This is a genomic window from uncultured Shewanella sp. (genome assembly GCF_947491715.1).
Taxonomy (GTDB): domain Bacteria; phylum Pseudomonadota; class Gammaproteobacteria; order Enterobacterales; family Shewanellaceae; genus Shewanella.
In genome coordinates this window covers 381,831-400,088 of record NZ_CANLKR010000001.1, presented here as the reverse complement: position 1 = coordinate 400,088, position 18,258 = coordinate 381,831, and the positions used below count along the sequence as shown (strand labels likewise).

The following is an 18,258-nucleotide window of genomic DNA, read 5'->3' as shown; positions in this document are numbered from 1 at the left end:
ATGACATTATGACATTAAAAGAAAAGCGTATACTTATAACAGGCGCCTCTGGTGGAATAGGCTCCGCCATTGCAACCGCCTTGGATGCCCAAGGCTGTCAATTGATTTTATCTGGCCGTAATCAATCAAAATTACAAAATTTACGTCAAACACTCAAGGGCGAAGATCATCATATTATCTGTGCTGATTTAGCACTGGGAGCAGGCCGAGAAGCATTGCTTATACGTGCTAAACAACTCGACTGCAACATGCTTATAAACAGCTTAGGCGTCAACCAACTCAGCTTATTAACACAATCAACAGATCAAGAAGTTGAAGCAATGCTGCGAGCCAATTTGCAGATCCCTATTCAACTTTGTCTAGGATTAATTCCCTTCTTCAGTCAACAATCATCAGCCGTTATTGTTAACATAGGTTCAATACTCGGCAGTATTGGCTATGCCGGCTCAACACTTTATTGCAGCAGTAAATTTGGTCTACGGGGATTTACTGAGTCATTGCGACGTGAGCTTGCCGACTCGTCGATTCGTGTTCTCTACTTTGCCCCAAGAGCCACCAATACTGAGCTCAATACTGATAAAGCACAAGCCATGAATCAAGCGCTTCACAATAAAATCGATGATCCCAACATCGTCGCGCAACGCTTAATTCGTCAATTAAAAAGCAATCATTGCAACAGTTACTACTTAGGCTGGCCTGAAAAGTTTTTTGTACGTTTAAACAGTTTATTTCCTCAATTAGTTGATAAAGCACTACTCAAGCAATTACCCATTATCCGTCGTTTCACGGCGCCTTCTACTTCTGGAGCACCAAAATGAAAAAATACATCACGACTCGTACAAGCTTAGTTATCATGATCTTCAGTTTATTCTCAACAATGACAATGGCAGCAACCAATCAGCAATCTGTGAGTGAACTGCAAAAACAATGGGCTGTCGATAACTACCAGTTAAAAGACGATGCGCAAGAAAGCGCCTTCATGACACTGATGAAAAAAGCCGATAATGATGTCATGACATTTCCAGATGATGCAGGTGTTCACATTTGGCGAGGGATCATTTATTCCACTTATGCAGGGATCACTGGCGGTATCGGTGCATTGAAATATGCAAAGTCAGCAAAAGCTGATTTTGAAAAAGCCCTTTCACTGGACCCACGAGCACTGAAAGGTTCTGCTTACACTAGCTTAGGTATGCTTTATTTACGTGTGCCTGGCTGGCCTATCGGCTTTGGTGATGATGACAAGGCACAACACTTACTTAAAAAAGGCCTCGAGGCTAATCCAAATGGCATTGATAGTAATTACTTTTATGCACAATATTTGATGGAAGAGGATGAGTATACTCAAGCAAAAAACTATTTAGACAAAGCACTCAATGCCCCTTCACGACCTACTCGACCACTCGCCGATAAAGGAAGAAAGCAAGACATTCAACATGCGTTGACTAAAATACAAAAAGAATTGGAATAACCCGCTTACTATTACAAAACCTCTTTACCCCTTGCTTGTCTATTCAGACGTTCTTCCTAAGAATAGGCAAGCAATTACGGCTATGTTTATTGACTCAACACTGTGATATATCCATCAATTTCACCTTTCATATTAAGCTTTGTATGCAAATTGATATTCATTTTCCCTGTTTTTAACTCTTCAATTGCACTAGGCTCCATATGTTCCCACTTTCCTTTCAAATAACCACTATTACCTGATGGACATGTTTTCGTTAACCCTTCTCGACCTTGATTATCTTTGGTTTTAGGCCAGTCTTTCACCATTCCTGGTTTTTCTGGCTGCCCACAAATCGTTTGAACAATAGGGTTACCTTGCTTGTCTTTAGAATGAAAGTGAGCCATTACTAACCCTTCTCCGGATAATCCAGCATAGCTAATAAAAAAGTGTAAATTTGCTTTTTCAATATCATAACTCAATACCGCCATTCCCATCGCCCCTTTAGGCGTATTTGGCTCAACAGCTTTTCCATCTAACTGCTTTTCTAATCGTGGCGATAAATCCACTTTAAAAGTAAGAAAATTATTCTCTGCTGCTTGCCCTTCAGCACTTCCTCCTTTATGCCCATGAGCGTGCACAGCGCTTAAGTTACTAAACAAAAATATACAACTAGAGAATGCAAGTAAAAATATCTGTTTAAATAATTTCATAAATATCCTTTTATAAGTTCATTCTGTAAGTGATTAATTTAATCATTCGATTACGTATTTTAAAATCGATAGCTCATGTTCATACCAAAACTATTAACTTGGTAATACATAAAATCCTTATAACCACTATCATTTTGTATCTCATAGCTCAATTCATTAGAATTAAGATGCTTATATTCTACACTCAACTTTAGCTTTGGATTGATATCATAGCTAAAGCCGAGAGTAAATTGATATGCCATCACATAATCATCTTTCGAGACATAGTTACTAATATCCATATTCACACCAATTAATCCCATCCCCACACCAATAAAAGGTTTAATTGGTAGTTCCTTTATTTTCCAGTCGTAATAAAGATGACCTAAATATGCTGTTGCACTGCTTTTAGTCGTTACTAGAGATGAAGTGCCAGTTTGTGATGTTTTCATATCATTATTATAATGATCTATACTGAAAGCCATTCGCCATTCATGTACTTGATAGCCTACTGCTCCACCAACATTTAATCCCGGATCGTAAGTGATTTGTAATCCACCTCCTATCCCTCTTACTGTCACATCTCCATTGTAATAAACATCTTGATTAGATTGAAAATTTGCTCCAACAGATAGCTGTGCGTACACTCCTTTCCCAGCCATTCTATTGGGATTAGGTTTGTGATGATCCGCTATCACTACACTGGAAAAAACACAAGCAACAAAATAGCCTAACACTAACGACATTACCTTCATACCATTCATTCTTATACTCCCTTATATGCTTGCTCTGTCAATAGAAGTTAGTCAATAATTTACATTTACTATTATTTAATCTGTTCTCTAATTAAACAACATATAAAGACTATTTTAAATTACACTAAAGGTACTCACCAAATGTACTAGAGTAAAAGTATACATGTGACTAAAATAACCAATAAGCACTATTATAGTTATCTAAATCATAAAAAGGTAATGCTTTATAAATGCTAAAATTGACTTTTAATCAGTAATGACACTCCACTTTTGTATGGATTTCACATAAAAACAATATTATCGATTAATAAATATGTCATACTCTCATGATAAGTTTTATGTCTTACATTGTATTAGGTTAGTTTATTAAAAACCTGATTACAATATCAATTTAATTACAGTCAATCTTATAATAATAACCAAGATTCACTCGACATTATACTGAAGAATAATATCGAAGTATTAGAAAGCCCTCGGACCCCTATCACTTAGCACCAGATAATAAATGGAGACAAATAGAATGCACTTATACAAAATAATACCGTTACTCGCTTTCACTTTTCCTTCCATGTTCAATATAAATGCTGTTCAGGCAACGACTTTTGCAGCCATAGGTGACTACGGCGACAGTGGCTCTGAACGCTCAGATGTGGCCAATTTGATTGACAGCTGGGATCCAGAATTTATTATCACTCTCGGTGACAATGATTACGAATATAATTACAATGTCTCTGTCGTGCCTTACTATGGCCACTATATTAGCAGTAATTGTACTCAAAATCGTTTTTATCCATCCTTTGGTAATCATGATTGGAACGGTACCAATGGTTACGATGATGTTTTTCCTTGTACTGGTAGCCAGTATCAATTCACTAAAGATAACATTGAGTTTTTCACCATCAACAGTGACTCACTGTCTAATAGCCAAATCACTTGGTTGCAAACAGAATTAGGAAATTCCACTGCCACATGGAAAGTCGTGTTCTTTCATCATCCCCCTTATTCTAGTGGTGCCCACGGCAATAACAGCTTTATGCAGCTCAATTATGCTGACTGGGGGGCAGATATAGTCCTAGGCGGACACGATCACTCTTATGAACGTATAGAGCGCGATGGTATACATTATTTCGTCAATGGATTAGGGGGACGAGGTAGGTACGGTTTTGATAATTGTTGCGTCTCTGGCAGCCAAAAACGCTACAACAGTAATTACGGTGCGATGCGTTTTGATGTTAATGGTAATGATATGCGTATCCGCTTTATTAATCGAAGTAGCAGTACTATCGATGATATTACCCTCACTAAAAATCCCGACAATACCGAACCTCAATATTGCAATGTCAGTGGTGGCACCGATTATGAGTACATTAAGAAAATTACCATTGATTCTTTTGAAAATCACTCAAATGGAAGTGGTTTAAATGGCTATAGTGACTTCACTACACAAACCATCACCTTGAATGCCAACAGCAACATGCCAATCACTTTAACTCCTGGATTTGTTCAAGGGGCCTACACTGAACACTGGAAAGTTTGGGTTGATTTCAACCAAGATGGCGACTTCAATGATAACGGTGAAACTCTGCTCAGTGGCTTATCTGGCAGCACGGAATTAACTGACCAAGTCTCGCTTCCGGCAATAATAGGCACCACTCGTATGCGTATTGCCATGAAATACAACAGTGAACCCCTCTCAGCCTGTGGTTATATAGGGGATGGCGAAGTGGAAGATTATACAATAACAATTGAGTAGATTTTTTAACTACCCAAAAAGAGTGTCTTCGGCTAGCAATGTGAGTCAAAGACACTTTATAGCCGCAGGTTTTGGTCAATAAATCCTTTCATATATTCCCGTAAACATTTTGCCTTAACATTGAGTAAACGCCCGCTCGGCCATACAGCATAAAGTTCACGTGCCTGCCCTCGCCAAGGTGATAATATCTGCTGTAACTGACCGTTATTGATTTGGGTCTTGACTTGACTCATAGGTAATAACGCAATACCTAAACCATCACACACAAACTGGGTCATTAGGCTAATATCATTCGTGAGCGTGTCAAATTTAGGATATAGTGTCTCCTCTTTTCCAAAAACGTCATTGCTTAGATACCAAACTAGCGTATTAGAGTGACCGATTAACTGATGTGAGCTCATATCCTCAAGGAATTGTGGCTCTCCATATCGCTGTATGTAGTCCGATGAAGCCACCATAAGCGTAGGGACAGCACCCAAACCCTGTTGATATAAACTTGAATCAGTCTGCGGCCCAATTCGCAAAGCCAGATCGGCTTGTGACAACACCAAATCCTCCAATTGATTATTCAATAACAATTCAAGTTGGATATTTGGATAGTCTTTGATAAAACCTGCCCACATAGGTTGTAGAAAACCAATCGAGATATTCGTCGGTGCCAGTACCTTAAGCTTGCCACTCATATCAGTTTGCTGTGTCGACAAATTATGTTTAGTAACTTCGAATTGCTCAATGAGTCCTGCATAAGCTTGATAATATGTTTCCCCTTCCTGAGTCAACACAAATTGCCTCGCTGAACGATGAATAAGTCGACAAGCCAAGGTTTGTTCAAGCTTTTGCAAACGCCGAGTCAAGGTCGCAGCAGGGATATTCAGTTTTTTCGCCGTGCCAGCAAAACTGCGGCAACGCACAATATGAACAAACATAGCGATATCATCAAGCATGACACTATGATCTCATTTTTGGAATTTAAGATTGATTATATCAGGCTATCTATACTATTTGCATTTATCTATACTTTAAGCCAATAAAAAATACTCATAAACATAACCGCTTAACCCTATTTAATCTCGCTTCTATATTAAGGATGACATATGACTTCACTATCGATAACGGCTGGCTTAAAAGTCACAAAAAATCACGAGCCTAATGTTGTAAAACGCGCTTTACTGTCATTACAAGCACTGACAATTCAGGAAAAAGGCTGTATAAAGTTTGAAATATTACAACATATTGACTTATCTGAGCGTTTCACTTTGTGGGAAACGTGGGAAAACACCAAAGCCTTTGAGCGACATCATCAAATGCAATACACCCAAGAATACTTGGCTAAAGGGATGACAGAAATACTGTATATCGATAAGTTAACCCTCTGCTAATCCAAAAAATACGATCTATCCAAGCTAAAATGAAGGAATTAAACAATGAAGCAACGTATTATTTTTGCAGTTATTATGTCTCTATTACTGTCAATTTTAATGACATTTTGGGTGACTTGGATCAATTTAGGTTGGAGCAATGAATTTCATTTAAAATGGTTTAATGCTTTCACTCTTGCCTGGCCTGTTGCCGCTATAATTGCTTTTTTTGTTGGTCCAGAAATCCATAAACTATCAATTAAATTATCTCAATAACGCCTTTATTTTTCCATATCAGATCTTAATAATATTATTAAGATCTGTATGTTACAATAAAATTCAATGTTCAGAATATATAAAATATCGTAAGATGGGCTTTTTAAGAAAGCGACTCTGGAAAATTAGATGGTCGAAAAAACACAGCAAGATAATCAATTAGCCAAATACATTGCACTGTTTTCCCTTATTTTTGCTGGTGAAATTATTTTTGCTTTACCCTTTCATATCGTTCGTTTCTTTAGGCCCACATTTCTAGAAGTCTTTTCTCTCTCCAATATTGAATTAGGCAATATTTATGCAGTCTATGGTATCATTGCCATGTTGGCCTACTTCCCAGGTGGTGCGATTGCTGATTATTTTTCTGCCAAAAAACTCCTTATAACATCACTTTTAGCCACCAGTTTAGGCGGGCTCTATTTAGCTCAAATTCCCAACAAAAACATGCTTATATTCCTTTACGGCTATTGGGGGCTGACCTCTATTTTCCTCTTTTGGGCCGCGATGCTAAAAGCCACACGAGAATGGGGTGATGAGTCTACCCAAGGCCGCGCTTTTGGTTTACTCGATGGTGGCCGTGGGCTTGTTGCCGCAGTTGTTGCCTCCCTCGCTGTTTTATTACTAAGCCAACTTATCCCTAACGGCTTAGAGCAAGCAAGTTTACAGCAACAAATCAATGCCTTTAAACAAGTCATCTATTTCTATACAGGCATGACTGCTATCAGCGCTTTTTTACTCTGGTGCAGCATTACGAATATCGAAGCATCAACGACAAAAATCGTTCGCCCATCAATTATCAACAACTTAAACATTTTTAAACAACGCAGTGTTTGGTTGCAAGCCGCTATCGTTACGAGTGCTTATTGTGGTTATAAAGGTATTGATTACTACAGTATATATGCTGTTGATATTCTTAATCTAGATCCATTAGATGCCGCAAAATTCACTTCTCTATCAGCTTATTTACGCCCCGTTGCAGCCATAACAGCAGGCTACCTTGCCGACCGTTTTTCCGCCAGTAAAATCATTACTATCAGTTTTGCCATCATGGCTTTCAGTTATTCGATATTAACAATGACATCCGCATTAACGCTGAATATAACACTTATCTACTTAACCCTTATTATGACCTTCATCACTATTTTTGCCGTTCGAGCTATTTATTTCGCCTTACTAGAAGAAAATCAAGTCTCGCGCTATCAAACGGGGATCACCATAGGCTTAATCTCTGTCATCGGTTTTACTCCTGATGTATTTTTTGCCCCGATGGCTGGATATTTACTCGACACTTATCCAGGCATTACTGGCTACCAATATCTATTTTCATTACTCATGCTTTGTGCATTAATAGGTATACTAACCACTCTATTTAAGGCTCGGCAATACTGAAGCCATTAAAAGCCCGATAAAGCTGAAGGTTAAAAACTGAAAAAATGATAGAATGTTAACCCAGCATATTCAGTCCGCTGTCATTTATTGATATTTCTGAAGAATAAAGTGCAGCTTCATGATCAGCCAAATAAGCACCTGCTTGAGTTATTCGCGCTTCAGCGGTATCAATACGCGTCACAATATCATCAATTGCAGTGGTTTTTGTTTCTACTTCTGTCACTGTTGTACCAATTCTAGTCACAGCTGATGCGAGTTCTGTCGCAGCGGTTTTGATTGCCGTTGTCGTGCTAGTCACATCTGTATTAATCACATCCACTTTAGCTTCTAATGCTTCCAATTTTGACAAGGTCGCTTTTGCCTCCTGTGCAACAACCTTTGTGACAGAACCAAAGACTTTTGTTTGCTCAAAAGCCACTTTTGAAGACTTACCTTCTAATAAAGTGCGAGATAGAGAATAACTACTTAGATTTAAATCAACACTAAATTTAGCCGCAGCATTTAATTCAAATTTTAATCCTAAGGAAACCGAAACAGAGGCAGACACTTTAACATCATTAAAATTGCCAAGAGTCATTGAAGTATAACTGCCATAGGTATAAACCAAAGTACATTCAGCAACAATTTTTAAGCCGAAAAAATTATAATTATCTGTTGATGTTCCATCGATCTCTGTCGACATAGCAATACCTCAATCTTATTATATTATGAATAGAAAACATTAAATATAGAGTATTTAACCGCTGCCCCTCCGCTCAAATAAAGAGCCCCCTTTATATTAACCTTCACTAATATCAGTAAATACAATACCAAAATATATAAGACAAAAGTATAAAGCCGTATACTTTTTGACATTAAACTCAAAAAACAAATAAAAATAATATATTTAAATACAATGATATATAGTAATGCCATGGATTTTATTTCAAAACACCAATAAATGATTAATTTTTATTAATCTATAAAATAATGTCTTCTATCTTTCTTATTTATTATTTACGGTTCATTTTTAATACCACTACTATAAATATTGCTATTATCAAATATAATTTACCTATCATTACACTTAAAAATAAAAATAAACAAATTTTAGTTTTATTTATTGTTAAAACTAAAAGATTAAGATTAAAAATTTAAATTATTACTCTTAATCTTTATAAACATCTCCCAATGAAAAATATAGAGTCATTACATCTATTCTGATAGAAAGAAAGCTACCCACCTTTTACTCATCATCATTCAATCAAAAGCCGCTTTAATATCTTCAAATTTCGCGACAATCGCATGCACATTGCTATAACCCATTTTCTGTAGTGATAATGCCGCTAATGTAGCTCTCCCTCCACCAGCACAATGTACCAAAATTAGGGTGCTAGGATCTGTGTATAATATAGGCATTTTCATCTCAATTATTCCTCTAGGAATATTCACAGAATCACTCAATGCCGATTTTAAAGCAGCATCACTTTCTCTCACATCCAGAATAACCTTAGCTTCAGAGCGTTCATGTAATGCCATCGCCGAAGCGATATCGAGGCAACTTATTTGCAATTTCGCTTCATCGATTAATACATCAGCCGTTTTGATCATTTTTCATCCTTTTCATGAATAAAACAAATATCATCTAAAAGTGATTATACTCACTATAGAAAACGAGACAGTTAACACTAACACAAAATAAAAAACCTTAACAAATATCGCTTATCAATAAAAATAATCTAGAATAAATAGACTTAAATAATATATACTTACTAAATTACTCCTTTCTAATCTTTCACTGTAAACTAAGGTATAAATGAATAAAATTATCTTACCCCTACTCTTTTTACCTTACTTATTTTCATGTAGCCGAGGGGCTATTCACCCTCAAGATTTCTCGGGGAAAATCACTGACTCCTTTACAACATCCATTGCTAAAGATGGCTTAAAACTGTTTACTTATCGTGTCTCTCTCCCCCCAGTGAACAATAACAAACGCCAAGTAGTCACTCCCTTAGGTGATTTAAGTCAAAAAAACAGCGGCCGGAACAATCAATTACCTTCCAAAATACAATTAAAACAAAGTGAAACATCTATCGAATTGCTCACAGAACAAACTGAATTAGGCCTTAAGAAAACACTGGAAATGACAAATTTTTGCCACACAGGTTATATAGAGCTCTACCGATTAATTGAAGATGATCGAGGCATTATCAGAGGCGAATGCCTCGAGGGAGCCAATACGTTAGACAAACAGAAATTTGGCTCTTAAGCAGCGCTTTATTTCAAGATGATCCAATCAAGCTGAACTCAATCATAAACAGTGTACGGATCCCAGGATAAATATCTTGGATCAATGATTTTAGTTGATTTAATGTCATATTTTCTTGTTTCGCATGCCTATAAGTTAACGCATCAAAGGCAATATTAGTTGTTCGCTCGACCTTAATGTCGCAAAAATGTTTACCCGTTTCTAACGCCATCACATTCAAAACTTGACCCACTTTAAAATGCGACTCAGATGCATCCCGCAAGGTTATCGTTTTTTTTTGTGCTAATATATCCATTTTAAAACGTTCAAAAAAAGAAATACTTTGCTCTGTTTTTGCCATTAGTCATACCCGTCTAATACATTGACCATTAAGATACAATGAGCCAGCCTAAAAACACAAGTTGATAACGTGAATATGAAGCGGCAAAACCAGTCGGATTACACACTCTTGTGGCGAGGACTGTGTCTTTGAGGTAAAATCAATGTCATTATTTAGCGTCATACTTAAGAATTATGAATAGAAAACAGAAAATCATTAAAAAAACGGCGAAACGCGCTAAAGCAAAGCTCAATAAACACACGCCACCCACCATCAAAAAATATGTCTCTAAAGCTGAGCGTGCCGCCAATCAGGCTTTAAAAGATAAAGAAGCCTCCATGAATATTATTGATGAGATTTCGACCACAGAAAAAGACAAGGCTGAGTAATAAACTCCGTCATCGAGTCCGCATGATCTGAATAAGATATTCAGATCATGCGACACAAATGTCTCTGTTTCAGTATTTGAACGTTATTATTTATTGTGTTTCAACCTTGATTCATCATTCATTCGAATAAGTTCAATGCTCGCATCACAATCTTGTTCTTCCGTAAATTGCGCCATTTGTGCGCAAGTAGAAGATAATGGATTTTGACTTGTCACACTAAAATCTGTTTCTTCAAGTGTTTTGACTGCTTCAACATCATTGAGCCCACTTTCTTCCTGCCATGCTATGCCATGAGCAGCATGCACTTTATCAACCAGTCGATAAGCGATAATAATGCCCAACATACCAAAAACGATGGATCCTAAGGCTTGCCCAATCAGCACGCCTTGTATTCCTCCCCACTGAGCGCCAAAATAAACAAAAGGCATAGTGCCTAACGTGGCTTTACCTAAATTCAACACAGTTGAATATTTCGCCTTACCTAAATTATTAAAAGACGCATTGGCAACAAACAAAGCCCCTGAAAAAACAAAAAATATAGCCATATATTGACAGAAGAAATCGATAATTTTTGCCGCATCACCTTTCATATCAAATAGCAGTATAATTTCTTGCCGTAAGAAAAATAAAATAAGAGACACCACTAATACATACACAAAACAGAACAGTAATGCCTTAGTCAAAGTTTCTTTAACTCTCACAAAAGATAATGCGCCGTAATTTTGCCCGACAATGGGCCCTATCGCGCCCGATAAAGCGAAAATCATACCAAATGACACTGGAATTAAACGACCAATGACAGCCCATCCCGCCACATACCCATCGCCAAAATCGGCAATAGTATGAGTAATAACACCGTTCCCAATAGGCGTCGCCACATTGGTTAACATCGCTGGACCTGCAATGCTAAAAATAGGTTTAAAATCAAGCATAAACCCGTTAAAAGTGAAACGTCCAATGAGCTTATGTTTAACAATAATTCCGTGACCTGCTACTAATAAAACAGCCAAACGAGCTAATACCGAGGCAATGGCCGCCCCTTCGATATTCATGGCTAATGCAAAAATAAAAATAGGGTCTAAAACTGCATTCACACCACCGCCGATTAAGGTCGATATCATAGAGAGTTTTGCATCACCCACAGCACGTAAAGCGGCACCAAAAGACATGGCTAAACAAATAATGGGCAATGATGGCACTAAAATATATAAATAATTGGCCGCTAGCTCAGCAGTTCGCCCTTTAGCGCCTATTAAAGCTAATAGCTCAGGAATAAAGGCCAACATGATAATTGCGACTAACACACTCACAATCACAGTCACAACCGCACTATTGACCAGCAGTCGTTTGGCTTTTTCTACTTCTTTTTCCCCAATGGAGCGTGACACTAATGCCCCAAGAGAAATGGATAAACCAATACCTATCGCTGTGGTAAAAAATGAAATCGTCCCTGCATACCCTACTGCTGCTGCAAGCTCAACTTCTCCTAATAAGCTTAAAAAGAACATATCAAGTAAATCAACAATAAACAAAGCTGAAATACCCACTGCAGCTGTTGAGCTCATCACTAAAATATGTTTTAAAATCGGTCCTTGAACAAACTTAGCCGTCGCCATATTCTTCCTTTTTTCATTATTAAACAACATCTTGTAATTCATTACCGCATTGATTACAAAAATGAGCATCAGTATCATGGCCCGACTTTAAACAGTTACTACAACGCCTTAAATCTCTATTTCGGCGCATTTCTTGAGAAATTTCAGCAGAAATAATACCTGTTGGAATGGCAATAATAGAATAACCAATTAGCATCGTCAGTGCAGCAATTCCCTGTCCCAATTCCGTTACAGGAGTAATATCACCATAACCCACAGTCGTAATGGTCACTATGGTCCAATAAATCGACTTAGGAATAGATGTAAATCCATTATCAGGCCCTTCGACAGCGTACATCACCGAGCCTAATACTGCGACAATGAGGCTCACTGAAAAGAAAAACATGATCACTTTACGAGAAGATTGCGTTAATGCTTGTAAAAGGACGTTTCCTTCACTGAGATAACGTAGCAATTTCAGAACCCGAAACACTCTAAACAAGCGCAACACTCGGATCACCATCGCAAAATTAGCACCTGGAAATAATAAAATTAAATAAGTCGGCAAGATAGATAATAAATCTACAATACCATAAAAGCTCTTTGCATATTGCCATCGATTAGCAGAGCAATACAATCGAGTCATATACTCGATGGTGAACAAGAGTGTAAAAAACCATTCTAATTTTACAATCAAATCACCGTATGCGCTGTGAATTGACACAATCGTATCTAAAAAAACTAAAGCAACGCTCAAGGTAATACAAATAATCAAACAAATATCAAAGTAACGTCCTTGGGGGGTTTCCGTACCAAAAATGATCCTTCTTAAGCTCAATCTCAGATCCATTTCTTTCTCTCGTTCTGCTGACATACCAATATCACCTCCCCTGAATAGAACGCCATACTAACAAAAAACCCAACATCACAATGCATTATATTCCACTTAACCACTCTAACTCGTATTTTAACTGGGTTTGAGTATAATAAGACCACTTTCAGCACTTCCTGGATTGGATTTATGGCGTTACGTTTTTATACTTTTATCATTTTGCTTATCATGTCACTAACCGTTCACGCCCACTCCCCCACTAAAGCCGATTTAGTGGTGGTAACAAAGTCAAAATTAGCACTATCTGTGTTCAAACAAGGAAAATTACTGAAAAAATTTCATATCGCATTAGGCAGTAATCCCATCGGCCCAAAGCGCAAAAGAGGTGATAAACGAACCCCCGAAGGTCGCTATTCCTTAGATTACAAAAAGGCTGACAGTGCTTACTATCGCGCGATACATATCTCTTATCCTAATGAAGAGGATTTACGCTACTCTAAAGCCAAAGGCCTTGATCCTGGAGGACAAATAATGATCCATGGACAAGATCCCAATTCATCCATTCCGGTTTATAAAAGACAAAAATTTAATTGGACCGATGGCTGTATTGCTTTGACCAATAGAGATATTGACGAACTCTGGCAATTACTTGATGAAGGCACGCCTATCGTCATCCACCCATAATACTCATCATTAAAAATAATAGAATATTAATAACATGACTTCTACTCTGTCTTTTTCAAATTTACTTAATTCATGGCCTTCTTTTTGCGAAAACATCCAATCTTTCATGGATGAACTTGGCATAAGCACTTATCCATTTGAGTGCGATCATGTTGCTATTCGCATAAACCAATTCACCGTTGCCCAACAACTTAAAAATCAGATCCATGAATTCGGCGAAATTGTTTCAGAAAATATCATTAATGGACGCCCCATTTTAATCATTAAGCTCAACCAAACACTTCACCTTGGTCACTTCACTATAGATTACTTAGAATTGCCCTTCCCCAGTGATAAACACTACCCAATAGAAGGCTGGGAACATATCGAACTCATCTTTCCTTCAAATGCAATAGATTGCCAGGAACTCACTCATGAACTGCTCCTCGCGATCCCGACTTTAAGACCCATAATTGCTAACCAAACTGCCATTAAAGTGAAAATGAGTTCACCTAAAGGTGAAAAAGAACGAATTGCCAACCCTACAATCGCCTTTAAAAAACATAATATTTGTATAAAAATACATCCTCATCACATTAAAACCATCATTGCATCTGAAACCACGGATGAATAAAAAGCGCGAGGAGATCCCTCCAAAGAAAGCATGATTATTAACACTAATGATAACCATTAACACACATTTTTACGATTGACTTACAAGTCAATATCAATAAAACAAACCCTTTATTTATTTCTGAATTAACAATGACTATCATCGACTCATACAGACCATTACAACTTAGTTTTTTTGTCATCACCCTATTTTGTTCCAATTTTAATGCGTGTGAGTCGTACACTTATTGACTGATATACACAAAAGGCTTATACATTAACGATTATTAAAAAAACAATATATCTTGGAGTTATTCTCATGATAGCGCTATCTAAACATATTGCGTTCGCTTTACTGCTCGCTTTTTCCCTTCCTTCGTCAGCAGAGACTTATACCATAGGCACAGGTGGCCAAAGTGGCACTTATTATCCACTAGGCGGCATGTTAGCCAAGATCTGGTCTGATAATATCCCTAATTTCGATATGCGTGCAGAGGTCACTTCAGCTTCCGTTGAAAATATTGTGAAGGTCGCCTCAGGCCGAGAGCTTGCAGGGATCAGTATGGGTAATGTCATTGAACAAGCCTATGAAGGCACAAAACCTTTTCCAAGAAAAATGGATGTGTCTGTTTTATTTGCACTCTATCCTAATTTAGTCCAATTTATCGTTCCAGCTGACTCTGACATTCACAATATTGAAGATTTAAAAGGTAAACGTGTTTCTTTAGGTGCACCGGGTTCTGGTACACGTATTAGTGCCCTCAATATCCTCAGTATTTTGGGGATCAATAAAAACGACCTAGACAGTCAAGCCCTCAATTACAGTGCCACTACTCGCGCCTTAGCGAATGGCCAAATTGATGCTGGGGTCATTGTTGGCAGTTTGGGCGTAGGTGCCATTACCGAATTATCATTAACCCGTAATATTCGTATTTTATCTTTTTCAAAGCAGCAGCTTAACAAAATATCTAAAACTAATCCCGCTTATTATACTTATACGGGTCCTGCAGGCAGTTATAATAATGTGCCCGCATTTACCGTTCCAGCCGTATGGAATGTATTATTTGTCAATAATAATCTCGATGATGATTTAGCCTATCAAATGACAAAAGTCGCTTTTGAACATATTGATGAATTACGCAAAGCCATTAATGTCACTCAATCAACCACTGTTGAGAATATGGACGAACTTGCTGGAGTACCACTGCATCCAGGGGCACAAAAATATTTCGATGAGCATAAGAGCAAACAATAATAAAGCTCGTCCATTGAGGGGGTTATTCACCTCATAGAGCGCGAATGTGTCATTCTAACAGTCGCTGTTTCCTCATCTAAAACTAACGACGACTGAACATTAATTGTCAACATCATCAGCATTGAAACATACTGCTTTTTTCAGTGAAAAAATGCAGTATCCGCCCCCATTGGAGATAAGTATGTCTGAACCCGTTTTATCTGGTCGATATCTAACCGATAAGTTAGTGCAATTGGCCAGCCTCATTGCCATTTTATTATCGGTATTTCAACTCTGGCAAGGACTCACCGCCGATCTCCCCGCCACCAGCTTTAGGCCTATTCACCTGACTTGGGTTTTAGTCTTAGTTTTTCTCGTTTATCCTTCCATCAAACATGAAACATCGCCGCGTTTATATCCTATTGGAAGGTTAATTGATCTCGGTTTAATCGCAACCGTGATTTACAGTGGTTGGACAATCATTACCTTTGATTATGACGATATGAGCTTTTTATTTGATGGGCTCAATTTACAAGACCGCATTGCAGGAGGATTATTATTGTTATTACTGCTAGAGGCGACACGCCGCACCGTTGGCATCGTCATGGCTGGAATTGCTATTTTCTTTCTGAGTTATGCCATGTTTGGTGATTTACTTCCCTCTGTAGTAGCCAGTAAAAGTTTTTCACTAGAAGAGATCATTCGTTTCCATATATTTTCAACTAATGGTGTCTTTGGTGCCCCCTTAGCCATTGCCGCCGGTGTCGTCTTTATTTTCGTCCTATTTGGTGCCTTTTTACAAGTATGTGGCGCTGGGCAATTCTTCATCGATTGTGCCTTTGCTATCGCAGGAAAATACAGAGGGGGTCCGGCTAAAGCCAGTGTGATTGCCTCTGCAGCATTGGGATCGATTTCAGGTTCTGCCATTGCCAATACTGTCACAACTGGCGCGTTAACGATCCCTATGATGAAAAAGCTGGGCTATAAACCACAAGAAGCGGCTGGCATTGAGGCAGCAGCTTCAACAGGTGGACAGATCATGCCGCCCGTTATGGGAGCTGGCGCCTTTGTCATGGCTCAATTTACAGGTATTGCTTACAGCGACATTTTACTTGTCTCCATTGCACCTGCGATTTTATATTTTGCTTGTACTTTGCTTTACGTTCATCTAATGGCATGTAAATTAAATTTAAAAGGCATGGATCGAATAGAACAATTTCGAACCGTTTTAGCTAAGGGTTGGCACTTTCTTATTCCACTTATTTTAATTACCAGCTTACTCATTCTAAGCTATTCACCTGTCTTAGTGGGTATTTCAGGTTGTGCCGCTGTCATCATTGCAGCAATGTGCCGAAAAACAACCCGTATATCACTAAGCATTTTCTTTTCAGGCATGAAGCAAGGAGCCTTGCAAGCATTACCTATCTCTGTCGCCTGTGGTACTGCCGGAATAGTGGTAGGCGTCGTAGGACAAACGGGGATAGGGTTGCAATTTACACAATTTCTCATGGTTCTGTCTGGTGGTTACTTATGGTCAGTGCTCGCACTCATCGCGCTTGCAGCTGTGATCTTAGGCATGGGACTTCCCGTCACCGCAGCCTATATTGTATTATCTATCATGGCGGTTCCTTCACTGACCGATCTTGGGGTTGGCTTACTCACCGCCCACATGATTGTTTTTTGGCTCTCTCAAACATCCAATGTGACGCCACCTATCGCATTAGCCGCTTTTGCAGGTGCCGCGATAGCTAAAGCCTCACCGATGAAATCGGCGATACAAGCCTTTAAACTCTCTCAAGGTTTTTTCATTATCCCTGCGATGATGGCATTCTCTGGCCTTATTTTCTATGGTGAGGTATCCTTAACCAGCTACTTATACGCCATCTTCATGACCATCATATTGATTGTAGGCATTGCCGCTTGTATTGAAGGTTTCTTCTTCTCTCGATTACTCATTTGGCAACGTGTGCTGCTGCTAATTGCAAGTTTACTTATTTTATTAAGCCAAGATACACAGAGGGTAATGGGGATTATCATCGTTGGAATAGTGCTCATTCATCACTTTTTCAATTACAAAAAATCACAATCAAAATAACGCATCCGCCCCATTTTTAAAGCACGCTCAATAAGTAAATGACAAACTAACAATGGATTAATTAAAATTTAAGATTAAATTAATCCATTGTTCTTAATGGCTAAAATATCATTAGTATAAACACTCATTCATAAAATATTACAAACAAGGCTATCGTAGAAATCCATATTCAGCATATATTCAGCTTTAAAGGCGCAACCTTCAACAAGCCAAAACAGGGTTAACTGGGTTCAATATTATGGTGAAAAGTAAAATTTATTCAGCAAAGAAAATAAGCTATCAGCCCAATTCTTTCACTAAACCTTCGCTTTTTAAATCGAGGAAAAAAGCGAAGCTTTTTTTCCGTAAGCCAGTACTGAAAACGTCTTGGAAAAATGCTATCACACCATTACTCTTGTTTCTGGCCTTATTCATTTCCCTGTACATTGCAGTTCTCATTGGTGCAAGGATCGCTTATTTCACTTCATTTTCTGCTTATAATCAGTCTGCATGGACGGGAGCGATTCCAGAGCATGGATCTAGCTCTCAGTCAATGACCTCCCTTAACACTTGAACATCATAGGGGAATTTGACATCCCCAAAGTGCCTTTATTTTTTC

Annotated in this window: 21 protein-coding genes; 13 read left to right on the top strand and 8 right to left on the bottom strand. The window is 38.1% G+C overall.

Annotated elements, in window-relative coordinates:
* The first annotated feature begins 8 nt into the window (after positions 1-8).
* Together Q0779_RS01790 and Q0779_RS01785 are read left to right on the top strand one after the other, a co-directional pair.
* Positions 9-818, top strand: a complete 810-nt coding sequence (locus Q0779_RS01790; protein WP_298768880.1) for an SDR family oxidoreductase — start codon at positions 9-11, stop codon at positions 816-818.
* Positions 815-1,471: a hypothetical protein gene (locus tag Q0779_RS01785; protein WP_298768878.1), complete on the top strand. Its 657-nt coding sequence runs from the start codon at positions 815-817 to the stop codon at positions 1,469-1,471. Before Q0779_RS01790 ends, Q0779_RS01785 begins: the two co-directional genes overlap by 4 nt.
* A gap of 86 nt (positions 1,472-1,557) precedes the next feature.
* Here the strand turns inward: Q0779_RS01785 and Q0779_RS01780 are convergent, their stop codons facing one another.
* On the bottom strand, positions 1,558-2,160 hold the full coding sequence (locus Q0779_RS01780) for a CHRD domain-containing protein (protein WP_298768877.1): 603 nt from the start codon (positions 2,158-2,160) through the stop codon (positions 1,558-1,560).
* Positions 2,161-2,219: 59 nt separating this feature from the next.
* Positions 2,220-2,903, bottom strand: a complete 684-nt coding sequence (locus Q0779_RS01775) for an outer membrane beta-barrel protein (RefSeq protein ID WP_298768875.1) — start codon at positions 2,901-2,903, stop codon at positions 2,220-2,222.
* A 511-nt stretch (positions 2,904-3,414) separates the two neighbouring features.
* Here Q0779_RS01775 and Q0779_RS01770 point away from each other — a divergent pair.
* Entirely contained in the window at positions 3,415-4,647 is a 1,233-nt protein-coding gene (locus tag Q0779_RS01770; RefSeq protein WP_298768873.1) for a GEVED domain-containing protein, read from the top strand.
* Positions 4,648-4,703: 56 nt separating this feature from the next.
* Here the strand turns inward: Q0779_RS01770 and Q0779_RS01765 are convergent, their stop codons facing one another.
* Complete coding sequence (locus Q0779_RS01765; RefSeq protein WP_298768872.1) at positions 4,704-5,591, bottom strand: LysR family transcriptional regulator; 888 nt, start codon at positions 5,589-5,591, stop codon at positions 4,704-4,706.
* 150 nt (positions 5,592-5,741) lie between these two features.
* Between Q0779_RS01765 and Q0779_RS01760 the strand changes: the two genes are divergently transcribed.
* From Q0779_RS01760 to Q0779_RS01750, 3 genes are all read left to right on the top strand, one after another.
* Positions 5,742-6,026: an antibiotic biosynthesis monooxygenase gene (locus Q0779_RS01760; RefSeq protein WP_298768868.1), complete on the top strand. Its 285-nt coding sequence runs from the start codon at positions 5,742-5,744 to the stop codon at positions 6,024-6,026.
* Between the two features lie 45 nt (positions 6,027-6,071).
* Positions 6,072-6,281, top strand: coding sequence for a DUF2798 domain-containing protein (locus Q0779_RS01755; protein ID WP_298768866.1), 210 nt, complete (start codon positions 6,072-6,074; stop codon positions 6,279-6,281).
* 129 nt (positions 6,282-6,410) lie between these two features.
* On the top strand, positions 6,411-7,670 hold the full coding sequence (locus Q0779_RS01750) for a nitrate/nitrite transporter (RefSeq protein WP_298768864.1): 1,260 nt from the start codon (positions 6,411-6,413) through the stop codon (positions 7,668-7,670).
* Positions 7,671-7,725: 55 nt separating this feature from the next.
* On the opposite strand, the gene Q0779_RS01745 is transcribed toward Q0779_RS01750, so the two are convergent.
* The gene (locus Q0779_RS01745; RefSeq protein WP_298768862.1) at positions 7,726-8,352 is read right to left on the bottom strand and encodes a hypothetical protein; all 627 of its coding nucleotides are present in this window, start codon (positions 8,350-8,352) and stop codon (positions 7,726-7,728) included.
* Positions 8,353-8,909: 557 nt separating this feature from the next.
* Positions 8,910-9,260 (bottom strand): rhodanese-like domain-containing protein, encoded by a 351-nt coding sequence (locus Q0779_RS01740; RefSeq protein ID WP_298768860.1) that lies wholly within the window; start codon positions 9,258-9,260, stop codon positions 8,910-8,912.
* Between the two features lie 205 nt (positions 9,261-9,465).
* On the opposite strand from Q0779_RS01740, the gene Q0779_RS01735 reads away from it, so the two are divergent.
* Complete coding sequence (locus Q0779_RS01735) at positions 9,466-9,921, top strand: hypothetical protein (protein WP_298768858.1); 456 nt, start codon at positions 9,466-9,468, stop codon at positions 9,919-9,921.
* Positions 9,922-9,934: 13 nt separating this feature from the next.
* Here Q0779_RS01735 and yqfB read toward each other — a convergent pair whose 3' ends face one another.
* Positions 9,935-10,261 (bottom strand): N(4)-acetylcytidine aminohydrolase, encoded by a 327-nt coding sequence (gene yqfB, locus Q0779_RS01730; protein WP_298768856.1) that lies wholly within the window; start codon positions 10,259-10,261, stop codon positions 9,935-9,937.
* A 173-nt stretch (positions 10,262-10,434) separates the two neighbouring features.
* Between yqfB and Q0779_RS01725 the strand changes: the two genes are divergently transcribed.
* On the top strand, positions 10,435-10,629 hold the full coding sequence (locus Q0779_RS01725; protein ID WP_298768854.1) for a DUF2986 domain-containing protein: 195 nt from the start codon (positions 10,435-10,437) through the stop codon (positions 10,627-10,629).
* Between the two features lie 86 nt (positions 10,630-10,715).
* On the opposite strand, the gene Q0779_RS01720 is transcribed toward Q0779_RS01725, so the two are convergent.
* Positions 10,716-12,245, bottom strand: a complete 1,530-nt coding sequence (locus tag Q0779_RS01720) for an MATE family efflux transporter (protein ID WP_298769247.1) — start codon at positions 12,243-12,245, stop codon at positions 10,716-10,718.
* A 19-nt stretch (positions 12,246-12,264) separates the two neighbouring features.
* A complete protein-coding gene (locus Q0779_RS01715) occupies positions 12,265-13,098 on the bottom strand; it encodes an ion transporter (protein WP_298768852.1) in 834 nt (277 codons plus the stop codon).
* A gap of 147 nt (positions 13,099-13,245) precedes the next feature.
* Between Q0779_RS01715 and Q0779_RS01710 the strand changes: the two genes are divergently transcribed.
* From Q0779_RS01710 to Q0779_RS01690, 5 genes are all read left to right on the top strand, one after another.
* The gene (locus tag Q0779_RS01710; protein ID WP_298768850.1) at positions 13,246-13,740 is read left to right on the top strand and encodes a L,D-transpeptidase family protein; all 495 of its coding nucleotides are present in this window, start codon (positions 13,246-13,248) and stop codon (positions 13,738-13,740) included.
* A gap of 34 nt (positions 13,741-13,774) precedes the next feature.
* A complete protein-coding gene (locus Q0779_RS01705; RefSeq protein ID WP_298768848.1) occupies positions 13,775-14,353 on the top strand; it encodes a VOC family protein in 579 nt (192 codons plus the stop codon).
* A gap of 297 nt (positions 14,354-14,650) precedes the next feature.
* Positions 14,651-15,586, top strand: a complete 936-nt coding sequence (locus tag Q0779_RS01700; RefSeq protein WP_298768846.1) for a TAXI family TRAP transporter solute-binding subunit — start codon at positions 14,651-14,653, stop codon at positions 15,584-15,586.
* Positions 15,587-15,767: 181 nt separating this feature from the next.
* Positions 15,768-17,660, top strand: coding sequence for a TRAP transporter fused permease subunit (locus tag Q0779_RS01695; protein WP_298768843.1), 1,893 nt, complete (start codon positions 15,768-15,770; stop codon positions 17,658-17,660).
* A gap of 238 nt (positions 17,661-17,898) precedes the next feature.
* Positions 17,899-18,213: a hypothetical protein gene (locus Q0779_RS01690; RefSeq protein ID WP_298768841.1), complete on the top strand. Its 315-nt coding sequence runs from the start codon at positions 17,899-17,901 to the stop codon at positions 18,211-18,213.
* The last annotated feature ends 45 nt before the right edge of the window (positions 18,214-18,258 follow it).

What these genes read in the sequence shown, in the direction of transcription:
- Q0779_RS01755 (WP_298768866.1), top strand. Translation starts at nt 6,072, where the DNA reads ATGAAGCAACGTATTATTTTTGCAGTTATTATGTCTCTATTACTGTCA.
- Q0779_RS01720 (WP_298769247.1), bottom strand. Translation starts at nt 12,245, where the DNA reads ATGGCGACGGCTAAGTTTGTTCAAGGACCGATTTTAAAACATATTTTA.
- Q0779_RS01750 (WP_298768864.1), top strand. Translation starts at nt 6,411, where the DNA reads ATGGTCGAAAAAACACAGCAAGATAATCAATTAGCCAAATACATTGCA.
- Q0779_RS01790 (WP_298768880.1), top strand. Translation starts at nt 9, where the DNA reads ATGACATTAAAAGAAAAGCGTATACTTATAACAGGCGCCTCTGGTGGA.
- Q0779_RS01735 (WP_298768858.1), top strand. Translation starts at nt 9,466, where the DNA reads ATGAATAAAATTATCTTACCCCTACTCTTTTTACCTTACTTATTTTCA.
- Q0779_RS01770 (WP_298768873.1), top strand. Translation starts at nt 3,415, where the DNA reads ATGCACTTATACAAAATAATACCGTTACTCGCTTTCACTTTTCCTTCC.
- Q0779_RS01695 (WP_298768843.1), top strand. Translation starts at nt 15,768, where the DNA reads ATGTCTGAACCCGTTTTATCTGGTCGATATCTAACCGATAAGTTAGTG.
- Q0779_RS01765 (WP_298768872.1), bottom strand. Translation starts at nt 5,591, where the DNA reads ATGCTTGATGATATCGCTATGTTTGTTCATATTGTGCGTTGCCGCAGT.
- Q0779_RS01725 (WP_298768854.1), top strand. Translation starts at nt 10,435, where the DNA reads ATGAATAGAAAACAGAAAATCATTAAAAAAACGGCGAAACGCGCTAAA.
- Q0779_RS01785 (WP_298768878.1), top strand. Translation starts at nt 815, where the DNA reads ATGAAAAAATACATCACGACTCGTACAAGCTTAGTTATCATGATCTTC.
- Q0779_RS01715 (WP_298768852.1), bottom strand. Translation starts at nt 13,098, where the DNA reads ATGTCAGCAGAACGAGAGAAAGAAATGGATCTGAGATTGAGCTTAAGA.
- Q0779_RS01710 (WP_298768850.1), top strand. Translation starts at nt 13,246, where the DNA reads ATGGCGTTACGTTTTTATACTTTTATCATTTTGCTTATCATGTCACTA.
- Q0779_RS01700 (WP_298768846.1), top strand. Translation starts at nt 14,651, where the DNA reads ATGATAGCGCTATCTAAACATATTGCGTTCGCTTTACTGCTCGCTTTT.
- Q0779_RS01705 (WP_298768848.1), top strand. Translation starts at nt 13,775, where the DNA reads ATGACTTCTACTCTGTCTTTTTCAAATTTACTTAATTCATGGCCTTCT.
- Q0779_RS01760 (WP_298768868.1), top strand. Translation starts at nt 5,742, where the DNA reads ATGACTTCACTATCGATAACGGCTGGCTTAAAAGTCACAAAAAATCAC.
- Q0779_RS01775 (WP_298768875.1), bottom strand. Translation starts at nt 2,903, where the DNA reads ATGAATGGTATGAAGGTAATGTCGTTAGTGTTAGGCTATTTTGTTGCT.
- Q0779_RS01690 (WP_298768841.1), top strand. Translation starts at nt 17,899, where the DNA reads ATGGTGAAAAGTAAAATTTATTCAGCAAAGAAAATAAGCTATCAGCCC.
- Q0779_RS01745 (WP_298768862.1), bottom strand. Translation starts at nt 8,352, where the DNA reads ATGTCGACAGAGATCGATGGAACATCAACAGATAATTATAATTTTTTC.
- Q0779_RS01780 (WP_298768877.1), bottom strand. Translation starts at nt 2,160, where the DNA reads ATGAAATTATTTAAACAGATATTTTTACTTGCATTCTCTAGTTGTATA.
- yqfB (WP_298768856.1), bottom strand. Translation starts at nt 10,261, where the DNA reads ATGGCAAAAACAGAGCAAAGTATTTCTTTTTTTGAACGTTTTAAAATG.
- Q0779_RS01740 (WP_298768860.1), bottom strand. Translation starts at nt 9,260, where the DNA reads ATGATCAAAACGGCTGATGTATTAATCGATGAAGCGAAATTGCAAATA.